Origin of the sequence: Aquabacterium sp. UBA2148 (assembly GCF_002328915.1) — a bacterium.
GTDB lineage: Bacteria > Pseudomonadota > Gammaproteobacteria > Burkholderiales > Burkholderiaceae_C > Aquabacterium > Aquabacterium parvum.
This window is the reverse complement of record NZ_DCXA01000248.1, coordinates 1-6,160: the sequence shown is the minus strand read 5'-3', so window position 1 is coordinate 6,160 and position 6,160 is coordinate 1. Positions and strand designations below refer to the sequence as shown.

The window sequence follows — 6,160 nt, the reverse complement described above, 5'->3', positions numbered from 1 at the left end:
GGCGCAGATCAGCCGGGCGTAGATGGGGTGCAGCGCGGGCGCCAGCCAGTCGGCCGCCTGCGCGGGGAGGGTTCGGGAGCTCAAAGGGGTTGTCACCAAATGACGATAAGTTGCCAGCGCCGACGGTACCCCATTTCGCCCTGCCCTCGCAAGATCGCATCACCCCATTTCACGGTTTCACACCGAGACACACCGAGGAGACAACAACATGAGCGCCGTGCTACCCGACCCGTTGGCCACGTCCTACCGGGACCCGAAGAAACCGCTGTGGCTGCTGCCAGCCCTGATCCCCGCCATCGTCGCCACGGGCCCCGTGGCCCACCTCATGGGCCTGGACCACGCGGCCTGGTACGTCCTGCCCTTTCTGGTGCTGTTCGTGCTGGTGCCCATCCTCGACTGGCTGATCGGCGACGACACCAGCAACCCGCCTGAAGCCGCCGTGCCCGACCTCGAGCGCCGCGCCTTCTACCGCTGGATGATCTACCTGGCCATCCCCGTGGGCTGGGCCACCACGCTGTTCAACGTGTGGTTCCTGAGCACGCACGCCGTGCCCTGGTATGGCGTCGTCACCACCGTCATCATCAACGGCTTCATGCTGGGCCTGGTGATGAACATGAGCCACGAGCTCGGCCACAAGAAGGAATGGCTGCCCCGCAAGGCCGCGCTGTTCAACCTCTCGCTGGGCGCCTACACGCACTTCTGCATCGAGCACAACCGCGGCCACCACCGCCACGTGGCCACGCCGGAAGACCCTGCCTCGTCCAAGATGGGCGAGACCATCTACCGCTTCATGTTCCGCGAGATGCCCGGCGCTTACTTCCGCGGCTGGGACCTCGAAGTCGAACGCCTGGAGCGCCAGGGCAAGTCGGCCTGGAGCCTGGACAACGAGATCGTGCAGGGCTGGATCGGCACCGCCATCGTCTGGGGCGGCATGACCGCCTGGCTGGGCACGCAGGCCCTGGTGCTGCTGATGGTGCTGGCCTTCCTGGGCGCCTTCATGCTGACCTCGGCCAACTACATCGAGCACTACGGCCTGGTGCGCCAGAAGAAGGCCGATGGCCGCTACGAGCACTGCCAGCCGCACCACTCGTGGAACAGCAACCACGTGCTGTCCAACATCCTGACCTTCCAGCTGCAGCGCCACTCCGACCACCACGCCAACCCAACCCGCAGCTACCAGTCGCTGCGCAGCTTCCACGACATCCCCACCTTCCTGCCGCTGGGCTACACGGGCATGTTCCTGGTCGCTTACGTGCCCTGGCTGTGGTTTGCCGTGATGGACAAGCGCGTGGTCAAGGCCACGGGTGGCGACGCCTCGCGCATCAACTTCCTGCCGGCGCAGCGCAAGCGCCTGGTCAAGGCCTTCGGGATGAAGGATGAGGTGGGGGCTTCGGCCTGACACCTGGTCATGCCCCAGCCCGCCAGCGTCACGCCGCAGGCGGGCTCACCCCAGGCCCCACAGGCGGAAACCGCTTGAAGGCCTCGGTGGATTCCATCTGCGCGGCCAGGGCTGCCAACACCGGGTGCGTGGCTGCCACCGCCAGGCTGGGCTCGACCTCACCGACAAACTGCCAGGCGATGGCGGCCGTGATGCCCGCCTGCCGCGTGGGTTGGCCCTGCACCGGCGCCAGCGCCTCGGGCTGCCGAGCCACCGCTTGCTCCAGGCCCTCGAGAGCGGCCACGAGCTGACCCCGCACGCGCTCCAGCCAAGGGCCATGCTGCTTGTCCGCGGGGCGCAGCTTGCGCTCGTAAATGGACTGCACGCCCTTGTCGCACGCGGCCATGGCCAAGCTCAAGACGCGGAAGTCGTGCTGCAGCGCGTGGGCCTCGGTGGGCCACAGGTGCCGACCCTGGCTGTGCGCCGCCTCGATGAACTGCAGGATGAGCGACGAGTCCATCAACACCTCGCCATCGGGGCAGACCAGCGTGGGCGCCTTGACGACGGGGTTGATGCGCTGGAACTGCGCAAAGGTGCTGACGACGGAGACGGCCTCGTGCTCGAAGGGCACGCCCAGGCAGTGCATGGAGATGGCCACGCGGCGCACATAGGGCGAGTCGAGCATGCCGATGAGGCGCAGGGGTGGCATGGGGGCTCCTGGGTTTGGTTTGGAGGGGTCAGTATGCTGCGGACTGACACAGATGCACAGAAGGCTGGCAGGCCCCGTGATAATCGAAACCAGCCCAACCTCGTGCGATGCGCCTGCCTTTCACCATGGATAAATTCTTGCTGAAGCAGCAGGTGCTGGACCGGCTCGCCGAAGACCTGCTGCAAGCTGAACAGGCAGCGCGGGTGGCCCATGAAACGGCGACTCACGAAGAAAACATCGCCGAAAACAAATACGACACGCTGGGGCTCGAAGCCGCCTACCTGGCCTCCGGCCAAGCTCAGCGCGCCGAAGCCATCCGCCAGGTGATGGCCAATTGGCGTCAGTTCCACCCAGGTCCCTACGAGCCCAGCAAAGGCATACAGCTCGGCGCGTTGGTCTGCCTGGTCGATTCAAACGGCCGGCAGCAACACCTCTTTCTCGGGCCGGTTGGGGGCAGCATGAAGCTGGTCTGCGGCGATCAGGTCGTGCAGGTCATCAGCGTCGAAGCCCCGTTGGGCAGGGCCATGCTGGGTAAGTTCGAGGGAGACGAGGTGTCGGTGCAGGTCGCTCAGATACGGCAGCAGTTTGAGGTGCTGCAGGTTGTTTGAGCCGCACGCCAGCTCACGTCCGGTTGAGCGAGGTGAGCAGGGCTTTGAAACCAGCAGCGAGGCTTGAGAAGTCACCGGCGAACGGTGACTGCAGGCTGCTCGGAACCGTGGACTCGGTCGGTGAGACATCGCGAGCCGGACCCGTTGCATACCACCCGACATCGGACTGCACGCACCCGCGGTGCCCGACCACGCGTGCCACGAGTACATCGACTTCAGCAGCACAGGGCTGGATGCGATGCGCTTTTCCATAACGGCCTTGCAAGAGGCGCAATGGGGTCTGACACCGGAGCCCGATTTCGGGGCATCAGGGCCTCGCCGCACTTGCGCCTGTCTTCGCAGCATGGCGCGACCACCTCCAAGAAGGCCTGCGCAGGTTCAGCGTTTTGTAACACCCTGCTTTAGAGAGCTGTGATGAAATGTCCGAAGAGGGCCTCGATGCTCTCTACCCACATCGATCACAAAGCAGGGAATCATGAAGCAACGACATCGCTACAGCGCGCTCGCGCTGGCAGCCGGCATGGCTGCGACCGCATCAGCCCCCGTCCAGTCCCAGGCCCCTTCACCCAGCGACATCTTGTTCAGTTGGCGCTTTGATGGACGCGCGGCACCGGCCACCCAGTCGGCCGCCCTCCAGGCGGCCGACGGCTTCCATGCCACCGTGCTCTGGTGGCACTACACATCAAAGAACGGTGGGATCTACTCCACCCAGCCCTTCATCAACCTAGGCATGAAGGCGCAGTGCACCATCAACAACCACGTCCTGATCAACAACCAGAGCACGGCTGATGAAGCGCAGGCCTGTCTGAGTGCCGATGGTCTGCCTCTCAACGCGATCGTCGCCGGCAAGTACATCGGCGATGCACTCAAGCGTGAGCAACTCCAGAAGACGCTCATTGCCGATGCCAAGGCAGCCGGCTGCAACTCCGTTCAGTACGACGACGGCGGCACGAACTTCGCCAGCGCGCTGACCGGCGACAGGGATGGCCACAAGGGTTGCCACGGCAGCAGCCAGTTCAACACCTTCCTGAAAGACCGACTGGCTCCGGCATTCAAGCAGCAACTGCCGTCGCTCGACATCTCGACCACCGGCGAAAAGTTCGACTATGCCAAGTACGTGCGCGGCGAATACAGCTTCCAGAATGCCCCTCTGACAGCTGAACTCCAGAGCCTGTTTTTGCGCTTCAGCGAAAAGGTGAGCAACGACCACCTGGGCTCGCTGCGCAATGAAGTGCGCAACGTGATTGGCTCGAGCGGCACGCTGATGGCCAACACCGCCTACTGGCCTTACTACTCCAAGGTGATGGACCGCAACATCGATTGGGTCAACACCGAGTTGCCACTGAGCCAGACCGATCCGTTCGCCCTCACGCAGTTCATCGCGCCATTCAAGTTCACTGGCAAGCGCGTCGTGCTCAACCCTGTGCTGAGGCTGCAGCAAGAGCCGTCCCCGCTTCCGTCCTGCCATGGCTCCCGCCCCATCCCCGTGATGAGCACCGAGCAGCGGCAAACCGACGAATACCGGCGCGTGACCATGAGCGCCTATGCCCTGGGTGCCCAGGCGGTCGCCCCTTGGGACATCTACATGTGTTCGCCAGGCACTTTCCCCGGCGCATGCCGGACAGGCGAGGCCGAGCGCTACTTCGGTGACCCGGCGCGCTTCGCCGATGTCTTCAGCCTCATCAGCGGCAACAAGAGCCTGTTCGACAATTACGTCATCGACGGGCACATGGGCTTCATGGAGACATCGCGCGTCACCAAGAAGACGCCCCACCCCTCCTACCCCAATGTGATCGCGCTTGATTTCGAAGGGATTGGCACGCTCAAGGCCATTCCCGCCGGCTCACAGGTGACGATCAATGACCGGACGTACGTCACCGCCATGGTCACCACCGTGGGGGCGCTCTACCTCGCGAAGTCGGACGCGGACCAGATCGGGGTGTGCTCGGCCGTCCGGCAGATCACCCCCACCAACAGCCGGCAGGCCATTGAGTTCACACGCCGTCTCACGCCCCTTCCTTATGTGGCCGCCAATGTCGACTACACACACACCAGCGGCCCCAAGGCCGGCCAGACGGAAGCGCGCCTGACCTTGTCCAGCGAAAAGCTGTTTGCGGGCCTGACCGCAGGCACTCCTGGCTACGCCGTGTTCAAGCCGGCCAGCAGCGGGCCGGTGGCTGTGACATACACGCAGGATGCCAACGCAAGGCATCTGGTCGTCAGCTCGGCCACGGCGCAGGCGGTGCCGAGGGGCGCCGAACTGACGTACTTGCGTACCGGCTTCGAGGCAGCCGACTTCCTGAACCGCGGCCAATCGCTGTGGACGGTCGGCAGCGCCGAGTTCTATCCGGACGACGCCAGCCGCACCATGGTGAAGCTGGTCAGCCCCACTGGGCAGCCCCTGGCCGGGAACGTGCCTCAAGGCACATCGATCACACTGCCTGGCATCACGGCCAGCACCAACGGCCCCTCCGGGGTCGGCAACGTCTACATTGCCGGCGATGTGCGCGACAAGATCAAAGTGGGCGATCCGGTCATCGCTTCGGCACTGCCAGCCCTGGCGCCCTCGGCCACGACCAACAGCTTCGGAAAATCGCGGTTGGACGTCAAGTGGGCCAGCGGCGCGCCTGCCGCGGCGATGGAAGGCGTGCTCGTCAGCTGGGGCGAGAACAAGATCTCGTCGACGCCCACGAGCAAGTTCGTGGTGCATGTGGTGCGGCCAGTTCCGGTCACAGCCACCACAGCGCCCGTCAACTTGAAGGTCGTGCTGCCCGCCACCACCGCTGTGCGCTCGATCAAGGAATACAATTTGGGGAGCGCGGCCCCCACAAGTCGGCCGATTCCCGCCCTCAGCGGACGTGAGCTTTCCTTGACCGTCTCCGCCACTGCGCAGTGGCACGTCTTGGAGATCGAGCAATAAGCCTGGTAGCAAAAGCGGTGAACGTGCGATAGGCAGGAGTCGGCCGACGGTTCGCCGCCGGCCGCGCTCTTCGACTCGATGTAGGCGTGCGTCAGCTGTATCGCCGAGGGCGGTTTGCGCGACAAATCCCGACTGGACGTAGATGGATGGCACCGCAAACCATCCAGTCGAACCAACCGCTAACAGCCGCTCCCGTCACGCGAGACGTCAAGCTGCGCCACCGCCCACTCGCCTCATACTCGGCGCCACCCCAAACCACCTCTTGTACGCCTGCGAAAAGCTGGACAGGTCACTGAACCCCATGCGCTCTGCGATCTCGGTGAGCGACAAGGTCTGATCCCCCAACAGCTGGTTAGCCTGGCCACCGCGCACCTCGGCCAGCAGCGCCCGGTAGGTGAGCCCTTCGTCCTGAAGCCTGCGCTTGAGCGTCCTGTCGCTGAGCCCCAGCGCGCGCGCCGCCTGGTGCAGGTCCGGCGCCATGCTCAAAGGCGCCGCCGCCAGGTATTGCCGCAGGAACTCGCCGGTGCCCAACCGGGCCCGGCGCC

General features: G+C 64.7%; 5 protein-coding genes. 3 read left to right on the top strand and 2 right to left on the bottom strand.

What is annotated here, in order from left to right; translation table 11 throughout:
* The first annotated feature begins 208 nt into the window (after positions 1-208).
* On the top strand, positions 209-1,399 hold the full coding sequence (locus B2W70_RS13805) for an alkane 1-monooxygenase (protein WP_286746524.1): 1,191 nt from the start codon (positions 209-211) through the stop codon (positions 1,397-1,399).
* Positions 1,400-1,427: 28 nt separating this feature from the next.
* Here B2W70_RS13805 and B2W70_RS13800 read toward each other — a convergent pair whose 3' ends face one another.
* Positions 1,428-2,087, bottom strand: coding sequence for a glutathione S-transferase (locus B2W70_RS13800; RefSeq protein ID WP_349677459.1), 660 nt, complete (start codon positions 2,085-2,087; stop codon positions 1,428-1,430).
* 125 nt (positions 2,088-2,212) lie between these two features.
* Between B2W70_RS13800 and B2W70_RS13795 the strand changes: the two genes are divergently transcribed.
* Together B2W70_RS13795 and B2W70_RS13790 are read left to right on the top strand one after the other, a co-directional pair.
* Positions 2,213-2,695, top strand: coding sequence for a GreA/GreB family elongation factor (locus B2W70_RS13795; protein ID WP_286746526.1), 483 nt, complete (start codon positions 2,213-2,215; stop codon positions 2,693-2,695).
* Positions 2,696-3,170: 475 nt separating this feature from the next.
* Positions 3,171-5,615, top strand: coding sequence for a hypothetical protein (locus tag B2W70_RS13790; RefSeq protein WP_286746522.1), 2,445 nt, complete (start codon positions 3,171-3,173; stop codon positions 5,613-5,615).
* Positions 5,616-5,822: 207 nt separating this feature from the next.
* Here the strand turns inward: B2W70_RS13790 and B2W70_RS13785 are convergent.
* A partial coding sequence (locus B2W70_RS13785; protein WP_286746520.1) for a helix-turn-helix transcriptional regulator occupies positions 5,823-6,160 on the bottom strand: 338 nt, incomplete at its 5' end.

Coding starts and splice junctions, on each gene's coding strand:
- B2W70_RS13790 (WP_286746522.1), top strand. CDS start 3,171: ATGAAGCAACGACATCGCTACAGCGCGCTCGCGCTGGCAGCCGGCATG.
- B2W70_RS13805 (WP_286746524.1), top strand. CDS start 209: ATGAGCGCCGTGCTACCCGACCCGTTGGCCACGTCCTACCGGGACCCG.
- B2W70_RS13795 (WP_286746526.1), top strand. CDS start 2,213: ATGGATAAATTCTTGCTGAAGCAGCAGGTGCTGGACCGGCTCGCCGAA.
- B2W70_RS13800 (WP_349677459.1), bottom strand. CDS start 2,087: ATGCCACCCCTGCGCCTCATCGGCATGCTCGACTCGCCCTATGTGCGC.